The following is an 18,605-nucleotide window of genomic DNA, read 5'->3' as shown; positions in this document are numbered from 1 at the left end:
ACCACGAGCGAGTGAGTGGCATTTTAGCGACAGCCCGGTAGTCGATATTTCTTCAAAGCGACAACTACTTACAGAAGCGCCTGAAACCGCTGCGGGCGATGTTGACGACCAGCGCAAAATATGCGAAGGCACAAGAAATAGAACCAATAGACCTAGCAATTCCTGGGCCTATTATTGGCAAAGCCTTGTACTACGGCAAGTGTAGCGTGCCGCGTTGTAGAAAATGGCTGCATGAACGCACCGAAACAGGTCCGCGTTGTTTCCTCGCGCCCCGAACGTGTGCAAGGCCGGTGACAGAACAGTTACCGATGAATGTCGGGTAACAGTAAAGCAAAAACCCCGCCCGGTTGCCCGGGCGGGGTTTTCTGTTCACACGGCCCTGCCTCGCTGTCAGGCCGAAGCCAGGTTCATTGCCTTGTGGGTATCGATCAGGTGTTGCACCACGCCCGGGTCGGCCAGGGTCGAGATATCGCCCAACGCATCGTACTCACCGGTGGCAATCTTGCGCAGGATACGGCGCATGATCTTGCCCGAACGGGTTTTCGGCAGCCCCGGTGCCCACTGGATCACATCCGGCGAGGCGATCGGGCCGATTTCCTTGCGCACCCAGTTCTTCAGCTCCAGGCGCAGTTGCTCGCTGGCCTCGATACCGGCATTGAGGGTGACATACACATAGATGCCCTGCCCTTTGATGTCGTGCGGCACGCCTACCACTGCAGCCTCGGCCACCTTCGCGTGGGCCACCATGGCACTTTCGATCTCGGCGGTACCCATGCGGTGCCCGGATACGTTGAGCACGTCATCCACACGACCGGTGATCCAGTAATAGCCATCCTCGTCACGGCGCGCACCGTCACCGGTGAAGTACATGCCACGGAAGGTCTTGAAGTAGGTGTCGACGAAGCGATCGTGGTCGCCGAACAGCGAACGCGACTGGCCCGGCCAGGAGTCGAGGATCACCAGATTGCCCTCGGCAGCACCGTCGATCAGGTTGCCCAGGTTGTCCACCAGCGCTGGCACCACGCCGAAGAACGGACGGGTAGCCGACCCAGGCTTCAGGCCGGTAGCGCCCGGCAGCGGGCTGATCAGGATGCCACCGGTCTCGGTCTGCCACCAGGTATCGACGATCGGGCAACGCTCCTTGCCCACGGTCTTGTAGTACCAGTTCCAGGCTTCGGGGTTGATCGGCTCGCCCACCGAGCCGAGCAGGCGCAGGCTGGAGCCGTCGGCACCTTCAACAGCCGCCCGCCCTTCGGCCATCATCGCGCGGATGGCAGTGGGTGCGGTGTAGAGGATATTGACCTTGTGCTTGTCGACGATCTTCGACACGCGGGTAATGTCAGGGTAGTTCGGCACACCCTCGAACAGCAGGGTAGTGGCGCCGTTGGCCAGCGGGCCGTACACGATGTAGCTGTGGCCGGTGACCCAGCCCACGTCGGCAGTGCACCAGTACACTTCACCCGGGCGGTAGTCGAATACCCGCTCATGGGTCAGTGCGGCATACACCAGGTAACCGCCGGTGGTGTGCAGCACACCTTTCGGCTTGCCGGTGGAACCGGAGGTGTAGAGGATGAACAGCGCTTCCTCGGCCCCCATTTCTTTCGGCGCGCAGTGGCTGGAGGCCACTTTCATCAGGTCTTCGTACCAGATGTCGCGGTGCTGGTGCCAGGCAATGTCGCCACCGGTGCGCTTGCACACGATGATCTTCTGCACGCTGTTGGTTTCAGGGTTGGTCAGCGCCAGGTCGACGTTGGCCTTGAGCGGGGTGCGGCGGCCGCCACGCAGGCCCTCGTCGGCAGTGATCACCACCTTGGACTTGCAGTCGATGATGCGGCCAGCCAGCGCCTCGGGCGAGAAACCACCGAACACCACCGAGTGGATCGCACCGATGCGGGCGCAGGCCAGCATGGCGACCACGGCTTCGGGGATCATCGGCATGTAGATGGTGACCACATCACCCCGGTGCACGTCCTGGCCACGCAGGGCGTTGGCGAACTTGCACACCTGCTCGTGCAGTTCGCGGTAGGTGATGTTGCGGTGTTCGGAAGGGTCGTCGCCTTCCCAGATGATGGCCAACTGGTCGCCGCGCTCTTCAAGGTGGCGATCCAGGCAGTTGGAGGAAACGTTCAGAGTGCCGTCGGCGAACCATTTGATATCGACGTGATGGTCGTCGAAGGAGGTCTGCTTGACCTTGGTGAACGGCTTGATCCAGTCGATTCGCTGGGCCTGCTCGCGCCAGAAGCCGTCCGGGTTGATCACCGATTGCTGGTACATGGCCTTGTAGGTGGCCTCGTCGGTCAGGGTAGTGGCCGCAACCTCGGGACGAACGGGATACAGTGGAGCCGCACTCATCTGTGTTACCTCGGTGTAATAGTTGTTTTTGTATGGAACCGTTTGTAACTGTACCAGAGCGACAAAAGCCATTCGACGTTGGTAGTAATTTGGTACGCCCGTTCCGCCAAAGTGCTCTGGCATGCGGATTACAGCCCTGACCACGAAAAAACGGGGGGCTTTACCAGAGGATTGTTACAGATTCTGTCAAAACACTTTATCAAAAGACCCACTGTTTCGGCCTTGGCCACAACCCTAAAATTCACCTCGCCAGCAACGGCAAGGCGATTAACAACTGGTAACAGCCCCCACGAAGGCAAACGTTAATCTCCCTCTAATCCCGATAGTTAAAACTAGCAGTACTCGCGGCGCCATAAGCGCCGCGTGCCCCCTCACGACCTTAGACAGGTAAATAGAAAATGAAAGCTTTACTGGTATTGGTACTTGGCAGTCTTTGCGGCGCGGCAATGGCCGGCGAAGCCAAAGATGCCGAGCAGATTCCGGTTGAACAGTACAGTTACTCGCAGCACCTGGACATTGCCCGCGTCATCTCCATGAGCGAAGTGCCCAACGTGTGCGAAGTCGTGCCAGCCCGCATGACCTACGAGGACTCCAAGGGCCAGAAGCACATTCTCGAATACCGCGTGATGGGGAACGGCTGCTCTAACGGCTGATACCTTCTGAATCAGGGGCCCTGCGGGCCCCTTTCACTTTTTGCAAAGCCCAACTAATCGGCAGACTTGCCAAGCGAATAGTCCCTTAACTTGTTGGCGATTGTTGTATGCGAAACGCCCAGCCTTTTCCCTAAAGCCCGGCTACTCGAAAACTCCCCCATCAAACTTTCCAGCACCGCTTTTTCAAAGCGTCCGACAATCTGCGAAAGATCGCCCTCCAGCGAAAACTCACCCAACGGTTGCCGCGCGCCATAATCCGGCAAACGTATATGCTCGCTTTTAACCACGCCGCCTTCACATAAAGAAACCGCCTGGAACAATACGTTTTCCAACTGCCGTACATTGCCCGGCCAATGGTATTGCCCAAGTTTATCCATCGCCGCCGGCGCCAGCCGCGGCATGGCACAGCCGATTTGTCGGCTGGCCTGGTCGAGAAAGTGCTGCACCAACCCTTCCAGGCCATCCATGCACTCGCGCAAAGGCGGAATGTGCAGCGACAACACGTTCAGGCGGTGATAAAGGTCCTGACGAAACTCGCCGCGCGCGCACAGCTCGGACAAATCCACCTGGGTCGCGCAGATCACCCGCACATCCAGGTACACCTCTTCATCGCTGCCTACCCGGCGGAAGCAACCGTCCTGCAAAAAGCGCAGCAACTTCACTTGCAGGCGCGGGCTCATCTCCCCTACCCCGTCAAGGAACAGCGTGCCGCCTGCGGTCAGTTCAAGTAGCCCCAGCTTACCCTCTGCCCGCGCCCCTTCGAATGCCCCGGGGCCGTAACCGAACAGCTCGGTTTCGGCCATCGACTCGGGCAAGCCGGCGCAATTGAGCGCCATCAGCGGCGACTGCCCACGGGGGCTGGCCAGGTGGCAGGCGCGTGCCAGCAGCTCTTTGCCGGTGCCGGTCTCACCCTCGATCAGCAGCGGCGCATCCAGCGGCGCCATGCGGCGAGCCTCGCGCACCACGGCGGCCATCACCCGCGAGCTTTGGAAGATGCTGTCGAAGCCGCGCAGTTCCTGCTTGCGCACGTTGTAGATGCGTTCGCCAATGCGGTCGGCACGGTGCAGGGTGAGCACGGCGCCAGCCAACGCCTCGCTGTCGTCGTGCTCGGACTGCAGCGGTGCGATATCCGCCAGGAACACATCACCTTTGACCTTGATACGCAGGCCATTGATGCGCGACTTGTTGGCCCGCACCAACTCCGGCAGATCGAAGTCTTCCACATAGCGCGCCAGCGGCATGCCCGGCACCTCATCCACGCGCACCCCCAGCAACTGCGCTGCCGTGCGGTTGGCGGCGACGATGCTGCCGCCCATGTCGATCGACAGCACCGGGAAGTCCAGCGCCCCGAGCAAGGCATTCAGCTCCATGTGCCGACGTTCGCTGGGCATCAGGCCCACGCGCTTGACGCCAAATACCCCGGCAATCGCCTCGAACTTCGGCCGCAAGGCCTGGAACTGCAGGTTGATCAGGTTCGGGCAGTGCAGGTAGATGGCATTGCCATGGTCACCGCCCACCTCGCCCCGCAGCACGTTGATGCCGTACTCCACCAGCAGGTTGAGGATGTCGCGCAGGATGCCAATGCGGTTCTGGCAGTGCACTTTGATACGCATGAGGGCTCTCGAAGCGCCAATGTTTTTCAACATCGCGCGGAAAAGTCGTAAAGATAAGCTGACAAAAACAGCGCAACCATCAGCCGTATGCCCCGAATTTTCCGACACCCGGGCTCTTTTGTAAAATTATCGTTACGAAATCCGCTTCAACCGCTGGCGCGACAGCGGCTTGCACCCGTGCAAAACGGCCAGTGAAGGGATATTCCTTAGGCATGTCCTGCACATAACAAGAAAAGCCCTCACCAGGAGAGCCTCATGAAACAGACGCACTACGTGGCACGCGAGCCCGATGCGCATGGTTTTATCGATTACCCGCAGCAAGAGCATGCGGTATGGAACACCCTGATCACCCGTCAGCTGAAAGTGATCGAAGGCCGCGCGTGCCAGGAATACCTGGACGGCATCGACCAGCTCAAGCTGCCCCATGACCGTATCCCGCAACTGGGCGAGATCAACAAGGTGCTGGGCGCCACCACCGGCTGGCAGGTTGCCCGGGTTCCGGCGCTGATTCCCTTCCAGACCTTCTTCGAATTGCTGGCCAGCAAACGCTTCCCGGTCGCCACGTTCATCCGCACCCCGGAAGAGCTGGACTACCTGCAAGAGCCCGATATCTTCCACGAGATTTTCGGCCACTGCCCGCTGCTGACCAACCCATGGTTCGCCGAATTCACCCACACCTACGGCAAGCTCGGCCTGGCGGCAACCAAGGAACAACGCGTGTACCTGGCGCGCCTGTACTGGATGACCATCGAGTTTGGCCTGATGGAAACCGCCCAAGGCCGCAAGATCTATGGCGGCGGCATCCTCTCGTCACCGAAAGAGACCGTCTACAGTTTGTCTGGCGAGCCTGAACACCAGGCCTTCGACCCGATCGAAGCCATGCGTACCCCGTACCGTATCGACATCCTGCAGCCGCTGTATTTCGTGCTCCCCAACATGAAGTGCCTGTTCGACCTGGCCCACGAAGACATCATGGGCATGGTCCACAAGGCCATGCAGCTGGGCCTGCACGCACCGAAGTTTCCACCCAAGGTCGCTGCCTGAGCGACCTTGCCGATAACAACTCGAACCGGAAAACACCCATGAATGCCTTGAACCAAGCCCATTGCGAAGCCTGCCGCGCTGACGCGCCAAAAGTCACCGACGAAGAGCTGGCCGAGCTGATTCGCGAAATCCCGGACTGGAACATCGAAGTACGTGACGGCCACATGGAGCTGGAGCGCGTCTTCCTGTTCAAGAACTTCAAGCACGCCCTGGCGTTCACCAACGCCGTAGGCGAAATCGCCGAGGCCGAAGGCCATCACCCCGGGCTGCTGACCGAGTGGGGCAAGGTTACCGTGACCTGGTGGAGCCACTCGATCAAAGGCCTGCACCGCAACGACTTCATCATGTGCGCCCGCACCGACAAGGTGGCGGAAACGGCTGAAGGCCGTAAGTGATCGCTGAAAAACGGGGCCGCAATCGGCCCCGTTTTTTTATGAAGCCTGTGCGCTGTTCGCCCGCAAAACCGACAAACGAACGGTAAAAAAACCAAACTGTCATCCAGACTTGTGTATCCTGCCCCAGCTTTGCGAAGCTTCAACCGCGCCTGGCGCAGACTTTTCACTCACACTTGCGAGGAACGACGAGATGCACGAAATCCCGAATCTTCCCTTCCCAAGCCTGAACCCAGAAGAGCCATCCGTGACCGTTCACGCCGAACCGGCAGCTGCCGTCGAGCAGGATGGTGACGATCAATCCAGCGCTGACCAGGAATAAATCGCGCAACCTCCAACAGTGTGAAAACGGCTGACCTGCGGGCTACCCCCGTCATCACGTTTTCACACTGTCCAAGTGCCCCTCATCCCACGGGGTAACCCGTTACCACCCTGCCCAACACGCACGCGACAGACTGGATGCTTCCCACACACTGGAGGCCCCATGTCGAGTCAGTCCTACCTCAGCGCTGCCGATAAAGAAAAAATCTTCGCACTCACGCCTGACGATGCCCTCACCATCAGTGAGATTTCCGGGGTGCAAGACCTGGCCACTTCGCTGAACGATCATTTCGATCAGGCATTCGGTCTGGATCCGCTGTTTGCAAAAGCACTCACGGATGAAGCGTTTGAAAGCACCCTCGCTACAGCGTTGAGCAGCGACAGTGCTCGGCAATACCTCAATCAGTTCCTCGGCCGCGACGCGTCCATGCCCGCGACTGCGAGCGATTGTGCACTGCTCTATGAGACCTTGGCGGCACAGCTTGTCGTAGAGACGGGCGCTACCCCCTCCCCTGAACCAAGGCCCGAATCTCACCTCGATGCGCCTTATGCAATTTGCAGCCTTGCCCAGACACTCGACCACCGTAGCCAACTCAAGCGCGCAAACGCCTATGTCGTGGCGACATTGTTGCTACGCGGCAAACGGGTCGGCCCGCCGCCACTGCGCCCATGGCAACCGCTACTTGCAGTTGATGACTACCTTGACCTGCCTGCCCTGGCCACACATGTATTCAAGCGAGCGCCCAATCAGAGCCTGTTCGAAAGGCTGCTCAATGAAATACAGGCGCCGTTTTACTACCAAGGTTTGCGGTATCGGCCACCCACAGCGCGTGAGCGCAAGGCAGGCAAGCAACCAAATTCGTATGGACGTATCGCCCTTTCCGGTTCGGCCCTGAACGCCCCGGCAGGACAAGTGCTCGATGCCCTGCTCGGCTCCTTGGCCTTCGACCGCCTGGGAAGGCGCCTGGCGACTGCGGTGCAATGGGATACCTCCCCCGAAAATGCCCCCTTGTACCGCGCCCTGGCGGAGCAAACGCTGATTGATGCACTCTACCCTGCGCCCCAACGCCGCCCAGGCCACATACTGGGTTTCAAACTGTTCAACGAACACAACAAGTACGTATACCTGCGCGAGATTCGCCTCGACCTGATCAATAGCCTGCACGCCCATCTCGGCGGTGCACCCGCCATTGCAGAACTTGCCGCCGAGCTACTGATACGCCGCTTTGCCCCGGAACTGCTCATCGACGATGATCCCGGCGACTATTTCCATGACCACGATCTACGGTGGGCCAACCTGCGCCAAGGTGCCTACCTGCTGCTGGAAAAAAACCAACCCGTAACGTTCTTTGCCGCAGAGCAAGCCACCCAGTGGCCCGAAAAGAACAACCTGGTGTTCGAAACCGCCATGGCCACGACTGTAGCCGAGTGGGCGCAATTGCAAGGGTTTCTCGAAGAGACTCGCCCCTGGCCTGAATCGCAATGCCAGTTGGCGTATGACCACTACCTCAACGCCTGGGACCAGGAAAGCCTGCGTGACCTGCCTGACCGTTTCGCGCTGGCCAAAGAGGCGCTGCACCAAGCGGGTTTTGCCGCCGACGACTACAACGGGGACAAGCAACTGCACCTCAACGCTTATCTGGATCATGGTGCTGGCTACAAGCACAGCACGTTACCCGATGCCACGGCGCTCTACGACCGCGAGTTCCAGGCTTGGTACCAGCGGGCTCAAGCCACTTACGAAGAGGTCATGTACCGCCTGCTACGGCATCTTCCGCAAACGGATCGGGAACGCCTGCAAGACAGCACCTGGAGCTGTCACTGCGTGACGTGGCCCGTCTACATCGGCCCTGTCAAAGGCGCCGTACCCAGCTACGGCGACTCACCTGAAGCAGACTGGCATGCAGAAACGGGGACGCAAGGCATCCTCGTCTACCTCCCTGGTGATGCCTGCGACTTCCTCTACGAACTGTTCCCCGAACACCTGAAGTGGCGCCGCCACACCCTTGCCACGACATCACGGGAAGCGTGGGCCGAAAGCTTCGACTTCCGGTACCGCGACTACAACGACATCGATATTCCTTGGCTGGCCAGCCCTTGGCCGAAAACCGCACGACTGATCGATGCACCGGCAAATGACCGCTTGCACGCCTTGGCGCGCTGTTACGCCCAAACCGTAGCCCTCGCTAACCGCGATGCGCTTTACAACAGCGGCAAAGGCACCACGCCCCATGAACATTTCCTTGCCGAGCGGCGCAAAGACAGCACGGGACGCTACCTGTTCAAGCTGTTCTCCAACCTCGTGCCCGGGCTGGGCTGCTTCGATGTCCGCACAGGTGCAGAAGCCCTGTCCTGTGGCCTGGACGCACTCGGTACGCTGGGCGGTGCATTCACCCTGGGGGGCCGCGTCATCAAGCCGCTCACCAGGCTTTACGGCTCAGCAGGCCGGCAAACACATCTCATGCGCCTCGGAATGCTGCAAGCTGCCAGGCACTTGAAGGGCAAGCCGTTAGCCAGCACGCTCAATCAATATGGGGCAGCCCCCAAGAACTGGACGGGCACCCTGGGTGCGGACGCCGCTGCGAAGCTTTCCGAAGCGGTTCCACTGCATAAATTGCTGCCCGGCCAGAAACCCGATGTAATCAGCCTTCTACTGAGCGAAGGTGACGATATCACCCGAGCGTGGGACCGGGCTTCCAACCCGTTCGTCTACCCCGTAATCATCGGGCGCGACCCGGACGTTGTCGATGTGATCGTCAACGGTGTCGCGTACCGTCGCGGCACAGGGCAATCTGCCAGCACAGCCCAACGCATGCGACAGGCTCCCCTGCGCTGGTCGCAAGACCCGGCCTTGCAGCCAAGCCCCTACCCCGATGCACCACCACAGGGCATCGCCCTGCACTTGGCGCCCATCGCCAATCAGGCAGGCACCCCGGCATACGGCCAGCACGTGAGCCGGTCATTCGAGAGCGTGCGCATCGAGCCCCAGCCGATCACCTACCGGGCACCTGGCGCGAACAGCGACAGCGTGGCGCAGGTAATGGTACGGGACAATCAGTTGGTGCTGTACACGGAGGAGGTTGTTTCGCAAAAAGGTCATTCTCGCCCTACCGGGCACATGATCCTCAAACCGCTGAGCGATGAGGAGGCCCATGCGATGGGGCTGCTCAACCCTCCCAGCTTTTATAACGAGGGTGTGGTCGGTTACCCGGTTTCCGAACTCTGGTTCGGGCTGCCTGCCGACATGTCGCACGGCGAAGTCGCCCTCTTCACCGGTCACTGCCCTACGGTGCGGCTGGGCAGGCTGACCCGGGGCCTTGCTGACCGGCGCACGCTGCGCGGCGCACGTGTCGAACACCTCGATGGCGACTGGCTGGTTGTCGAAGCCGATACCGGCATCTTCTACGGCACACCCTTTGACTTCGACGCTTGGCTAAGCAGCCAGACAACAGCATTGAAGCAAGGCACGCTGACCCCAACCCGTTACCCAGTCCCGTCAGAACATTCACGCCTGGCCTTCACCCGGGTCACCGACCTGGCTGCAATCGCCCAATACCTCGATGTCAGCGAAACCTACCGCATCGTGGCCTCCAGGCCAAACTTGCAGCAAGACATCGACAACATCGTCGGCCTCCTGCGGGACTGGATAACCTACCAGCGGCGCACAAGCCCACCCGCGACCCCGACTGCATTCAGCCGGGCATTAGACTCGCTGGAAGAGGCACACTACCCCGAGTTTGCACGGAACATCCTGACGTTCCCACGTGCGCAGGATCACCTGGCCGGTTTCACACTGAACGATGTGATCGGGTTGAACAAACACATCATTCCCGACTTCCATCACCTGGGCAGGTTCAGCGCCGTTGATCAGTTGCACGTTAACGGTGTGCTCAATCGGCTGTTACCGGCCTCAGGCGTGCGCGCATCCTATACGCCCATGACAATCGCAGAGATGCTCACTGAAACCGGCAAGAGCCGATTGAGGGAACACCTGTCAGGCGCCAACTTCGCCTTCGCCACAGTCACACTCAGAAACGGCGAGCGCCGTGTGTATTTCTCGTTGTCCGGCGGCAAGGCCAGGCAGAGGATCATGATCGAGTCCCCTCCTGGTACCACGCAACCTCACATTGAATACATCGATGCACGCGCACGCATGCATGACTTACTCCCGGACCCACGCTTCACCCATCTGCCCGTCCTGCGTCGGGCCAACTGGCTGACGATCAAGAACCATCGCCGCCACCTGGATTCCGAGCGCCTGATCGCCTCCACGATCAACCAGGACTTGCTCACCCAGAGCAGCGATGTGGCCAGCATCAAGGTTTTCACCCTGATGGACACGTGCCGCTCCTGTGGTGGCTACGTACTGCCTCGCTTGCGCCTCGATTATCCAGATGCCGACTTCAGCGTGAGCTGGTTGCTGCCATACAACAACGGCTGATTGCCTCCGGCTGGGTGACAGCGGCCAAACCTGCCGCAGTCACCCCGCGTGCAAACCTTCATCCACAGAACCCTGTACAAGGCTATGATCAGCCGTTACTCGCTTTACCGCTTCAGGACCCCTCATGCCCAAGCAGCAGTCTTCGTCTCTCGCAATCAGTGCCCAAGTGGTCTCGATTGTGCTCTTCACCTTCATCGGCTACCTCAACATCGGCATCCCGCTGGCCGTGCTGCCCGGCTATGTGCACAACGACCTCGGCTTCAGCGCCGTGGTCGCGGGCCTTGTGATCAGCGTGCAGTACCTCGCCACGCTGCTCAGCCGCCCTACTGCCAGCCGCATTATCGACAACCACGGCAGCAAGAAGGCGGTCATGTATGGCCTTGCAGGCTGCGGGCTTAGCGGGGTGTTCATGCTGGCCTGTGCCTTCCTCACCCACCAGCCCTGGCTGAGCCTGGCCTGCCTGCTGATCGGCCGGCTAGCGCTCGGCAGCGCCGAAAGCCTGGTGGGTGCGGGCGCGATTGGCTGGGGCATCGGCCGGGTGGGCGCTGAAAACACCGCCAAGGTCATCTCCTGGAACGGCATCGCCAGCTACGGCGCACTGGCCGTCGGTGCACCGTTGGGCGTGCTGATGGTCAAGAGCCTGGGGCTGTGGAGCATGGGCCTCGGCATCATCCTGCTGTGCACCTTCGGCCTGCTGCTGGCCTGGCCCAGGCAGGCTGCGCCCATCGTCAGCGGTGTACGCCTGCCGTTTCTGCAAGTGCTGGGCAAGGTGTTCCCACATGGCTCGGGGCTGGCGCTGGGCTCGATCGGCTTTGGCACCATCGCCACGTTCATCACCTTGTACTACGCCAGCCGTGGCTGGGCCAATGCCGCGCTGACCTTGACCCTGTTCGGCGCCAGCTTCATCAGTGCGCGGCTGCTGTTTGGCAACCTGATCAACCGCATTGGCGGGTTCCGGGTGGCGATTGCCTGCCTGTCGGTGGAAACACTGGGGTTGTTGATGCTGTGGCTGGCGCCCAGCGCCGAGTTGGCCTTGGCAGGGGCAGCGCTTAGTGGGTTTGGCTTCTCGCTGGTGTTCCCGGCGCTGGGTGTGGAGGCGGTGAATCAGGTGTCGGCGGCCAACCGCGGCGCGGCGGTGGGAGCGTATTCGCTGTTCATTGATTTGTCACTGGGGGTGACCGGGCCACTGGTGGGCGCGGTGGCGGCGGGGTTCGGGTTTGCTTCGATGTTTCTGTTTGCGGCGGGTGCGTCGGCTTGCGGACTGGTGTTGAGCTTGTATCTGCACTGTCAGGTGCGGCAGCATCGAGATCAGGTACAAGAACTCTGACTCTTGCAGTGCCTGCACTGGCCCTATCGCCGGCAAGCCAGCTCCCACAGGATCACCACAATGTTCAGGCCTGTGGTGATCCTGTGGGAGCTGGCTTGCCGGCGATGGGCTGCAAAGCAGCCCCCGAGGCCCTGAAACCTAGCGCTGGGCGTATTGCAACACCACTTCCAGCGGGTGGCGCATCTTGCGCTCGGTCATGCGCTTGACCTGGCTGCGGCACGAGTAACCGGTCGCCAGCGGCTCCCCTTCCTTGTCCAGCTTGGTCGCCCAGCTTTGCTCGAAGATGGTCCGCGAAGTCTCCTGGTTACGCGCCTCGTGGCCGTAGGTCCCCGACATACCACAGCAACCCGTCGCCTCGGTCACCAGCTTCAGGCCCAGGCGGGCAAACACCTGCTCCCACTGTTTGGTACTGGCCGGCACGTTAGTCTTCTCGGTGCAGTGCGCCATCAGGCGGAAGTTGCCCGGTGCGGTCGGCGCCTGCTCGGGCAGCACGTCCATCAGCCATTCCTGCGGCAACAGCACCTTCGGGCAACCGTCCAGCCCCGGCACTTTCTGGTACTCCTGGCGGTACACCAGGGTCATCGCCGGGTCCAGCCCCACCAGTGGCACGCCGCAGTCGGCCAGGGCCTTGAGCTGGGTAGCGTTACGGATCGCCGCCTTGGCGAACGCCCCCAGGAAGCCCTGTACATGCAAAGGCTTGCCGTTGGCACTGTAAGGCGCCAGGAATACCCGGTGGCCCAGGCGGTGGGCCAGGTCGATGAAGGCTGAGAGCAGCGGGGTCTCGAAATAGCGGGTGAAGGCATCCTGCACCAGCACGATGCTGCGCTCGCGCTGGGCCGGGGTCAGTTCACGCAGGGCCGGCACGCTGGCCACGCCGACACGGCAACGGGTCAGCGTGGCCTGGAAGTTGAAGCGGCTGATCAGCGGACTGTCGACCATGCCAATGCTGTCGGCCAGCAGCTTGCTGACCCACTTCGAGCCCATGACCGCGTTGTACAGGCCCGGTGCATGGGCCAGGTACGGGATGGTGAACTCCAGCGAGCCAATCAGGTAGTCACGCAGCGGGCGCTGATAGCGGCCGTGGTACAGCTCAAGGAAGCGCGAACGGAAGTCCGGCACGTTGACCTTGATCGGGCACTGCCCGGCGCACGACTTGCACGCCAGGCAACCGGCCATGGCGTCGTACACTTCGTGGGAGAAGTCTTCCTGCCCCTGGCTGCGCGCGCGGTTGTTGCGCAGGCGTGCCGGCAGGCCCTTGAGCCACGACACCTTGTTACGGGCTGCGGCCAACACGTCGATGTTCGCTTCGCCTTGCAGGCGCAACCACTCGCGCATCAGCGAGGCGCGGCCCTTGGGCGAATGCTGGCGTTCACGGGTGGCCTTCCACGACGGGCACATGGCGTCGTTGGGGTCGTAGTTGTAGCAGGCGCCGTTGCCGTTGCAGTGCACGGCACTGGGGAAGTCCTGCCACACGCGCTCATCGATGGTGCGGTCGAGGTCGCCGCGCAGGGTTACGCCATCGACCGGGGTCAGGCCCTCGGCACTGCCCAGCGGTGTGCAGATCTTGCCGGGGTTGAGCTGGTTGTGTGGGTCGAAGGCACCTTTCAGGCGCTGCAGCGCCGGGTACAGCGCACCGAAGTACTCCGGCACGTATTCCGAACGCAGGCCTTTGCCGTGCTCGCCCCACAGCAGGCCGCCATAGCTTTTGGTCAGCGCGGCCACGGCGTCGGAAATCGGCTTCACCAGCGCGGCCTGGGCCGGGTCCTTCATGTCCAGGGCCGGGCGCACGTGCAGTACACCAGCATCGACGTGGCCGAACATGCCGTAGGCCAGGCCGTAACCGTCCAGCAGGGCGCGGAAGTCGGCGATGTAGTCGGCCAGTTGCTCTGGCGGTACCGCCGTGTCTTCCACGAACGGCTGCGGGCGCACCTCGCCCTCGACGTTACCCAGCAAGCCCACCGAACGCTTGCGCATCACGTAGACGCGGGTCACCGCCTCGGCGCCTTCAGCCAGTGTATGCCCCAGGCGCTCGACACTGGTATCCGCCTGCAAGTGCTCGACGAAGGCTTGCACCCGGGCGTTGACTTCAGCCGGCTCATCGCCGCAGAACTCCACCAGGTTGATACCCAGGGTCGGGCGGTCGGGGTCGGCCGGGAAGTACTCGGCAACGCTGTGCCAGACGATGTCCTTCATCGCCAGCATCAGCACCTTGGAGTCGACGGTCTCGATCGACAGCGGCTTGTGCGCCATCAGCGCATTGGCATCACGCAGGGCATCCATGAAGCTGGTGTAGCGTACGTTCACCAGCACCGCATATTTGGGGATCGGCAGCACGTTGAGCTTGGCTTCCACCACATAGCCCAGCGAACCTTCGGCACCACACAGCACGCTGTTGAGGTTGAAGCGGCCCTGCTCGTCGCGCAGGTGCGCCAGGTCATAGCCGGTCAGGCAGCGGTTCAGCTTGGGGAAGGTGGTTTCGATCAGTTCGGCCTGGGTTTCCTGGATCTCCCGGGCCATGCGGTACACCTCGCCGCCCCGGCCGGGCGCGGCACAGGCCTGCTCCAGCGCGGCATCGTCGATTGGCAGACTGTGCAGGCGCTCGCCGCCGAGCAGCACGCTGTGCAGCTCCAGCACATGGTCACGGGTTTTGCCATAGGTGCAGCTGCCTTGGCCACTGGCGTCGGTGTTGATCATGCCACCGACAGTGGCACGGTTGGAGGTGGACAGCTCAGGGGCGAAGAACAGCCCGTGCGGCTTGAGCGCGGCATTGAGCTGGTCCTTGACCGTACCGGCCTGCACCCGCACCCAACGCTCCTCGACGTTGATTTCGAGGATCTTGTTCATATGGCGCGACAGGTCGACGACGATGCCGTCGGTCAACGACTGGCCATTGGTGCCGGTGCCACCGCCGCGCGGGGTCAGCTTGACGTCCTGGAAGCGCGCCTCGCCCATCAGCGTGGCAACCCGCGCCACATCGTCGGCATCCAGCGGGAACACTGCAGCCTGGGGCAAGCGCTGGTAAATCGAGTTGTCGGTGGCCAACACCGTGCGGGTGCCGTAGTCGGCACTGATCTGGCCACGGAAGCCGCTGCTGCGCAGGGCTTCGAGGAATTCGGGGTAGTTGGCGCTCGGTGCAACGGTCGGCAGCTGGGCGATCATCGAAGGATGGCCTCTTGATATTGGCTAATTCACGGGATTCCTGTCGCTCCGGCATGGGTTGATGCATGCAGGGATGACGTATAGGCCAATGTTCCTGTAGTTTCGCTTCAGGGGCAAACGGATAATCCTGCCGCTATCAATGACTTTTATGAATGAATTACCGCCACCTGACACCGTCCATGTCGCTGCTGCTGGCATTCGAGGCCGCCGCCCGGCATGAAAGCTACACCCGCGCCGCCGCCGAACTGTCGCTGACGCAAAGCGCGGTCAGCCGCCAGGTGCAGGCGCTGGAACAGCAACTGGGCCTCACCTTGTTCCGCCGCGAAGGCCGCCAGGTACAGCTGACGGATGTCGGTCGCCTTTACCAGCGCGAGCTCAGCGAGGCGCTGGGGCGCATCCGCAGTGCCACCTTGCAGGCGCTGGCGTATCAGTCGGGGGTCGGCACCTTGCGCCTGGCCACCCTGCCAACGTTCGGCTCGAAATGGCTGCTGCCACGGCTGCATGCGTTCTACAGCGCCCACCCGGGCATGCTGGTGCACATTCATTCACGTATCGAAGCCATCAACTTCGACACCAGCGAAATCGACGCCGCCATCGGCGTGGCCAGCCACGACCTGCCGGGGCTGATCTGCCATCGCCTGCATGCCGAGGAACTGGTAGTGATCCTGCCACCGGAGGCCGGGGCCGACAGCCAGGGCTGGAGCCCCGCACGGATCAGTGAAGAGGTGCTGTTGAATGTGGCCAACAACCCGCATGCCTGGGGCGAATGGTTCTCGCACCATGGCCTGCCGCACCGGGCAATGCGCCTGGGGCCGAGCTTCGAGCTGACCTCGCACCTGATCCAGGCGGTGCGGGCCGGGATTGGTATCGGGCTGGTGCCGCGCATACTGGTGGAGGAAGAACTGGCCAAGGGTGAGCTGTACAGCCCGGGGGTGGCGTTTGCCAGCCAGCGCAGTTACTACCTGATCTACCCACCCAGGAATGAGGCCTTGCCTTCTTTGCGGGCATTCAGGGGTTGGTTGCTGGAGCAGATCTGAGTTTTTGCCTGTGCTGGCCTCTTCGCGGGCGCGCCCGCTCCCACAGGTACAGCGCTGCCCTGAAGCCTGTGGTGACCTTGTGGGAGCGGGCATGCCCGCGAAAGGGCCGGGACAGGCAACAAAAAAACCCGAAGCCAGTCACCCGGCTTCGGGTTTCTACATACTGCCTCGAACAACTTACTTGGCTACGTGACCCGCAGCCCCACCGGCATTCATCCGACGGCGTGGCTTGACCATGTAGACCACAAACATCCCGAACAGCCAAACCGGCATGACGTACACCGAAACCTGAATACCCGGAATCATCAGCATGATACCGAGGATCAGCACCACAAAGGCCAGCACGATGTAGTTGCCGTACGGGTACCACAGCGCCTTGAACAGCGGTTTCTGGCCGGTACGGTCCAGGTGCTGGCGGAACTTCAGGTGCGAATAGCTGATCATCGCCCAGTTGATCACCAGGGTAGCCACCACCAGCGACATCAGCAGCTCCAGGGCATTCTGCGGCATCAGGTAGTTAAGCAGTACGGCCACGAAGGTAACGGCAGCCGACACCAGGATCGAACGCACAGGCACGCCACGCTTGTCGACCTTGGCCAGCGACGCCGGGGCATCGCCCTGCTCGGCCATGCCCAGCAGCATGCGCGCGTTGCAGTAGGTGCCACTGTTGTACACCGACAGCGCGGCTGTCAGGACCACGAAGTTCAGCAAGTGGGCAGCAACGTCACTGCCCAGCAGCGAGAACACTTGCACGAACGGGCTGCTGCCATAGCTGCCACCCGAGGCATCGATGCTGGCGACCAGGTTGTCCCATGGCGTCAACGACAGCAATACCACCAAGGCGCCCACGTAGAAAATCAGGATGCGCCAGATGACCTGGTTGATCGCCTTGGGAATCACGGTCTTCGGCTTGTCGGCTTCAGCAGCAGTGAAACCGAGCATTTCCAGGCCACCGAAGGAGAACATGATGAACGCCAGGGCCATCACCAGCCCGCTGACACCGTTCGGGAAGAAGCCGCCGTGGGACCACAGGTTGGCGATGGTGGCATCCGGCCCGCCGCTGCCGCTGGTGAGCAGGTAGGCACCCAGGCCGATCATGCTGACGATGGCGACGACCTTGATGATGGCAAACCAGAATTCGGCTTCACCGAAGAACTTCACGTTCATCAGGTTGATGGCGTTGATCAGCACGAAGAATGCCGCAGCCGTGACCCAGGTCGGGATCTCCGGCCACCAGTAGTGGACATACTTGCCAACTGCAGAAAGCTCCGACATGCCCACCAGGATGTACAGCACCCAGCAGTTCCAGCCCGACAGGAAGCCGGCGAAGCCGCCCCAGTAGGTGTGGGCGAAGTGGCTGAACGAGCCGGCCACCGGCTCTTCGACAATCATCTCGCCAAGCTGGCGCATGATCATGAAGGCGATGAAGCCGCAGATGGCGTAGCCAAGGATCATCGACGGGCCGGCGGATTTCATCACGCCTGCCGAGCCAAGGAACAGGCCGGTACCAATTGCACCACCCAGGGCGATCAACTGGATATGGCGGTTCTTCAGGCCCCGCTTGAGCTCGCCTGAATGCATGTTTTGTCCACTCATGAACGAAGTCACCTGCATTGTTTTTACCTGTGACGGAATCGGACCCACCGCGCTCGTGGCGCAGCGGAATGGGCAAGGTGGTTACCTTGGGTTTCTTGACCTCAGGTGCCGCCGAAGCGGGTCAACCAGGCGTGATCAAGAGTGCGCGGTACGCAAAAGGGTCACAGGTAAAACGCGGCGCACTGTATACCCCTGCAAGCGCGCAGGCGTCAACGCGTTGCGCTCTTCCATCCGGAAAAAACGCAGCGATCCTGTGGTATGGGCCTTCAAAGGCGGAGTGATCGGCGTACATGGCGCCTCCATTTGTTGTTTTGTCAGCCAGGCTCTGTGGACGGGCTCTTGCACACGGCAATGGCGGCTATAACACCGTGGGGACGGGGGTTTGGGCAAGGGAGGGCAATGTGGAGGTGGCGGGTTTGCCACAGCGGTGACGGCAAGGTTTGTTTACACGATTGGGGTAAATCTGGAATCAGGGCTGAAACCGGCCATTTTTGTACAGATTTCTTTACAAGCCGGTTCAAGAACTTGCCAGTCGTCAGAAAAATTCTTTTTGTTCAATATCTTGGGGCCGCTTTGCGGCCCATCGCCGGCAAGCCAGCTCCCACAGGGACAGCACAATGGCCGCATCAGCCGTAGACCTGTGGGAGCTGGCTTGCCGGCGATGGGCTGC

General features: G+C 61.3%; 11 protein-coding genes. 7 read left to right on the top strand and 4 right to left on the bottom strand.

Translation table 11 applies throughout. From position 1 onward, the window contains the following. Positions 1–390: 390 nt before the first annotated feature. Positions 391–2,352 (bottom strand): acetate--CoA ligase, encoded by a 1,962-nt coding sequence (acs, locus tag N436_RS17620; protein WP_110741634.1) that lies wholly within the window; start codon positions 2,350–2,352, stop codon positions 391–393. Positions 2,353–2,750: 398 nt separating this feature from the next. Between acs and N436_RS17615 the strand changes: the two genes are divergently transcribed. Next, on the top strand, positions 2,751–3,005 hold the full coding sequence (locus tag N436_RS17615; protein WP_003260110.1) for a DUF2790 domain-containing protein: 255 nt from the start codon (positions 2,751–2,753) through the stop codon (positions 3,003–3,005). Between the two features lie 53 nt (positions 3,006–3,058). Here the strand turns inward: N436_RS17615 and N436_RS17610 are convergent, their stop codons facing one another. Next, a complete protein-coding gene (locus N436_RS17610) occupies positions 3,059–4,618 on the bottom strand; it encodes a sigma-54-dependent transcriptional regulator (RefSeq protein WP_060500677.1) in 1,560 nt (519 codons plus the stop codon). A 255-nt stretch (positions 4,619–4,873) separates the two neighbouring features. Here N436_RS17610 and phhA point away from each other — a divergent pair, with 255 nt between their 5' ends. The 5 genes from phhA (at position 4,874) to N436_RS17585 (ending at position 12,143) form a co-directional block, all read left to right on the top strand. After that, positions 4,874–5,662 carry a phenylalanine 4-monooxygenase gene (gene phhA / locus N436_RS17600; RefSeq protein WP_025753872.1) on the top strand — a complete coding sequence of 263 codons (789 nt, stop codon included), beginning with the start codon at positions 4,874–4,876 and terminating at the stop codon, positions 5,660–5,662. Positions 5,663–5,700: 38 nt separating this feature from the next. Then, positions 5,701–6,057 carry a 4a-hydroxytetrahydrobiopterin dehydratase gene (locus N436_RS17595; protein WP_003254532.1) on the top strand — a complete coding sequence of 119 codons (357 nt, stop codon included), beginning with the start codon at positions 5,701–5,703 and terminating at the stop codon, positions 6,055–6,057. Between the two features lie 190 nt (positions 6,058–6,247). After that, positions 6,248–6,376: a hypothetical protein gene (locus N436_RS28775; protein ID WP_016488505.1), complete on the top strand. Its 129-nt coding sequence runs from the start codon at positions 6,248–6,250 to the stop codon at positions 6,374–6,376. A 162-nt stretch (positions 6,377–6,538) separates the two neighbouring features. Beyond that, positions 6,539–10,816, top strand: coding sequence for a deaminase domain-containing protein (locus N436_RS17590; RefSeq protein WP_110741633.1), 4,278 nt, complete (start codon positions 6,539–6,541; stop codon positions 10,814–10,816). A 124-nt stretch (positions 10,817–10,940) separates the two neighbouring features. Then, positions 10,941–12,143 (top strand): MFS transporter, encoded by a 1,203-nt coding sequence (locus N436_RS17585; protein WP_110741632.1) that lies wholly within the window; start codon positions 10,941–10,943, stop codon positions 12,141–12,143. A gap of 138 nt (positions 12,144–12,281) precedes the next feature. Here N436_RS17585 and N436_RS17580 read toward each other — a convergent pair whose 3' ends face one another. Beyond that, positions 12,282–15,302 (bottom strand): FAD-binding and (Fe-S)-binding domain-containing protein, encoded by a 3,021-nt coding sequence (locus N436_RS17580; protein ID WP_110741631.1) that lies wholly within the window; start codon positions 15,300–15,302, stop codon positions 12,282–12,284. A 152-nt stretch (positions 15,303–15,454) separates the two neighbouring features. Here N436_RS17580 and N436_RS17575 point away from each other — a divergent pair, with 152 nt between their 5' ends. Next, positions 15,455–16,339: a LysR substrate-binding domain-containing protein gene (locus tag N436_RS17575; RefSeq protein WP_105946048.1), complete on the top strand. Its 885-nt coding sequence runs from the start codon at positions 15,455–15,457 to the stop codon at positions 16,337–16,339. Between the two features lie 177 nt (positions 16,340–16,516). Here N436_RS17575 and N436_RS17570 read toward each other — a convergent pair whose 3' ends face one another. Next, positions 16,517–17,935 carry an amino acid permease gene (locus N436_RS17570; protein WP_177410260.1) on the bottom strand — a complete coding sequence of 473 codons (1,419 nt, stop codon included), beginning with the start codon at positions 17,933–17,935 and terminating at the stop codon, positions 16,517–16,519. Between the last annotated feature and the right edge of the window lie 670 nt (positions 17,936–18,605).

Source organism: Pseudomonas sp. RV120224-01b (assembly GCF_003208145.1).
Taxonomy (GTDB): domain Bacteria; phylum Pseudomonadota; class Gammaproteobacteria; order Pseudomonadales; family Pseudomonadaceae; genus Aquipseudomonas; species Aquipseudomonas monteilii.
The sequence above is the reverse complement of the archived record's forward strand: the minus strand, read 5'-3'. Positions and strand labels throughout refer to the sequence as shown.

Bases quoted from the DNA above. Each gene is read 5' to 3' on its own strand.
- N436_RS17615 (WP_003260110.1), top strand. From the start codon at position 2,751: ATGAAAGCTTTACTGGTATTGGTACTTGGCAGTCTTTGCGGCGCGGCA.
- N436_RS17570 (WP_177410260.1), bottom strand. From the start codon at position 17,935: ATGAGTGGACAAAACATGCATTCAGGCGAGCTCAAGCGGGGCCTGAAG.
- N436_RS17575 (WP_105946048.1), top strand. From the start codon at position 15,455: ATGAATTACCGCCACCTGACACCGTCCATGTCGCTGCTGCTGGCATTC.
- N436_RS17590 (WP_110741633.1), top strand. From the start codon at position 6,539: ATGTCGAGTCAGTCCTACCTCAGCGCTGCCGATAAAGAAAAAATCTTC.
- N436_RS17580 (WP_110741631.1), bottom strand. From the start codon at position 15,302: ATGATCGCCCAGCTGCCGACCGTTGCACCGAGCGCCAACTACCCCGAA.
- N436_RS28775 (WP_016488505.1), top strand. From the start codon at position 6,248: ATGCACGAAATCCCGAATCTTCCCTTCCCAAGCCTGAACCCAGAAGAG.
- N436_RS17585 (WP_110741632.1), top strand. From the start codon at position 10,941: ATGCCCAAGCAGCAGTCTTCGTCTCTCGCAATCAGTGCCCAAGTGGTC.
- N436_RS17595 (WP_003254532.1), top strand. From the start codon at position 5,701: ATGAATGCCTTGAACCAAGCCCATTGCGAAGCCTGCCGCGCTGACGCG.
- acs (WP_110741634.1), bottom strand. From the start codon at position 2,352: ATGAGTGCGGCTCCACTGTATCCCGTTCGTCCCGAGGTTGCGGCCACT.
- N436_RS17610 (WP_060500677.1), bottom strand. From the start codon at position 4,618: ATGCGTATCAAAGTGCACTGCCAGAACCGCATTGGCATCCTGCGCGAC.
- phhA (WP_025753872.1), top strand. From the start codon at position 4,874: ATGAAACAGACGCACTACGTGGCACGCGAGCCCGATGCGCATGGTTTT.